The organism is Microcoleus sp. F10-B2, from assembly GCF_036704965.1.
Lineage (GTDB): Bacteria > Cyanobacteriota > Cyanobacteriia > Cyanobacteriales > Microcoleaceae > Microcoleus.
The window spans coordinates 1-2,502 of the sequence record NZ_JAUBTB010000201.1 but is presented as its reverse complement, the minus strand read 5'-3'; the positions used below and the strand labels follow the sequence as shown (position 1 = coordinate 2,502).

The following is a 2,502-nucleotide window of genomic DNA, read 5'->3' as shown; positions in this document are numbered from 1 at the left end:
TTTTCTGTACCTCACCTACCACCAGAAATGCTATCTTTTTTAAAGAGCGATCGCACCCAACATTTTGAGCAAGTTCTAAAAATGTATGTCAATGGTATGGGTTTACGGGCGATAGAACGAGTTAAGGGTGTTCATCATACCACAGTAATAAATTGGGTAAAACAAGTCGGAAAACAGTTGCCAGATGTTTATGACCCTGAAATCATCCCAGAAGTTGGTGAGCTCGATGAATTACAAACTTATGTAAAAAAAAACAGACAGGATCTGGCTGTGGACAGCGGTTGACCACTTTAAACCAGGAATTTTAGGATGGGTATTAGGGGATCATAGCGCTAAGACATTTGAACCATTATGGGAGCAAGTAAGTGCATGGAAATGCTATTTTTATGTAACTGATGGATTGTCTGTATATCCCATGTTTATTCCTGATGGGTTCAGATTATTAGCAAGACTTATATGACCAGAGTTGAAGGGGAAAATACCAGACTAAGACATTACGCAAGCCCGGCTACATCGTAAGACTCTTTGTTATTCTAAATGTGAGGAAATGCTCAAGCATTCTATTAAGTTATTAATACATTACTTGAAGTTTGACGATATTCCCATTCCTGGGGCATTCATACCTTGATTCAGCAACGCCGACAATTCGTCATGACTCCCAGACATCAACCGATTTCATCAGCAACAAAAGAGTTGATAGATCGACTTTTATTAGAAAAGAAGTAATTGCTCAACTAGGGGAAAAAATGGAGCAATCAATAGAGAGAGCTTGTTGAATAGATTGATAAGCAGTTAAACCTTGAGGGAGCATCCCGGTTTTGTAAATATATCCGAATAAGCGTAAAATAGTGAAAATCGATAAAAGCGTCAAAAAAGTCGAAAAAAAGAGCCATGACCCCTGAAGAACTAGAGCGGTTGCAATCCTGTACGGCAGAAATTGCTACAATTTTGTATAACAATACACCCCCTGTGTGAACTGACCAGTCTGGAAAATATTGAAAAGCATCTCAGGCAACAATGGCTGGAAAAAGTGGGTCCACAAATCGGTTTTTTTTTATTAAACAAGCAACGGGAACAGAACAAGGACGACCCCGCACAGTAAAAAGCTGTATTGGTGAACTAATAATTACTGAAAAACAGGCAGAAAAATTAGATATCAAGAAATCTACTCGATTATCTCCCTTATTGGAAAAATGCTGTCTCCGTCAAATAGCTAATCTTTCCTACGAAAAGGCTGCCCAAGAAATGGAAGTTCAGACAGGAGTAAAGATTGGACACACTTGTTTACATCGATTGGTAGAAAAACAAGAATGGTCAGAACCTCATGCCAAAATTGAGGTTAAATAAACAAGCATAGATGGAGGGAAAGTCCGTCTGAGAGGGAAGTTGGGAGAAGGGTCTCATTGGCAAGATTATAATGCCGTGCGGTTACATGAAAGTTATTATGGGGCTTTTTATCAAGATAATGAAGCGTTAATTAACTAACGTCAGTTCGGGATAAGCAAGGAAAGGGAGAAGCCAGTTAAGCTGAAGATTGTCAAACCAATTCAGCAAGCATCTCCCATGTCTAGTTTAGAAGAACTATTCTGCCACATCGACGATTTTTGCCAAAAATTTGAACCTCTATGGCAACAGCAGTTGCTCGGCCAGGGTGTGAAAACGCGCCGACGCGCACGGGGACGCTCGCCTGAGCGAAATCATGACCATTTTGGTAGCGTTCCACCAGCATCATTACCGCACGTTCAAACACTTTTACCTCGAACAAGTATGTCGCTACTGGAGCAGCGCCTTTCCCGGATTAGTCAGCTATTCGCGCTTTGTCGAATGGATGCCTTCGGCTTTAGTCCCTCTGTGTGCTTATTTGAAGCATTGCTTTGGCCAATGTACTGGCATCAGCTTTATTGATTCGACCAAACTCCAAGTCTGTCACAATCGTCGAATTCGACAGCATAGAGTCTTCACCGACTTGGCCGCCAGGGGCAAAACATCGGTCGATTGGTTCTTTGGCTTTAAACTCCACTTAGTGGTGAATGAATTGGGACAATTGCTTAACATTCAACTGACCCCTGGGAATGTAGATGATCGAAAGCCCGTTCCCGACTTGCTCAAAACCTTGAGTGGCAAGGTGTTTGGAGATCGAGGCTATGTCTCAAAGGCAAGGCATGGAGGAACTTCTGACCTCCTGTAACATTGAATTTTTCGCGCTTACCTCGTCGCAATATGAAAAACAAGCTGATGCGACTGCATGATAAGTTTCTATCCCGTAAACGAGCCATCATCGAGACAATTATCGACCAACTCAAGAATATTTCTCAAATTGAGCATTCCCGTCATCGCAGTCCCGTCAATTTCTGCATTAACGTTGTATGTGGCTTGATTGCCTACTGTCACCAGCCTAAAAAGCCTTCTCTTCAGCTAGACTGGCTTTGGGAGCATCCCGGTTTTGTAAATGGTTAAAAGTATGATATGAGCCAAAATTTTTCGCCCTGCGCTACATGATAG

The 2,502-nt window shown here is 41.9% G+C and carries 1 protein-coding gene and 2 pseudogenes; all 3 read left to right on the top strand.

The features are described 5' to 3' along the window. Positions 1 to 69: 69 nt before the first annotated feature. A pseudogene (locus QUA99_RS32545) lies at positions 70 to 628 on the top strand (IS1 family transposase); the annotation flags it as partial. 389 nt (positions 629 to 1,017) lie between these two features. Further along, complete coding sequence (locus QUA99_RS32540; protein ID WP_333245654.1) at positions 1,018 to 1,347, top strand: hypothetical protein; 330 nt, start codon at positions 1,018 to 1,020, stop codon at positions 1,345 to 1,347. A 216-nt stretch (positions 1,348 to 1,563) separates the two neighbouring features. Continuing rightward, positions 1,564 to 2,457 (top strand): annotated as a pseudogene (locus QUA99_RS32535) (IS982 family transposase). Positions 2,458 to 2,502: the final 45 nt, after the last annotated feature.

Excerpts from the sequence above, each read along its gene's own strand:
- QUA99_RS32540 (WP_333245654.1), top strand. The coding sequence starts at position 1,018 with ATGGCTGGAAAAAGTGGGTCCACAAATCGGTTTTTTTTTATTAAACAA.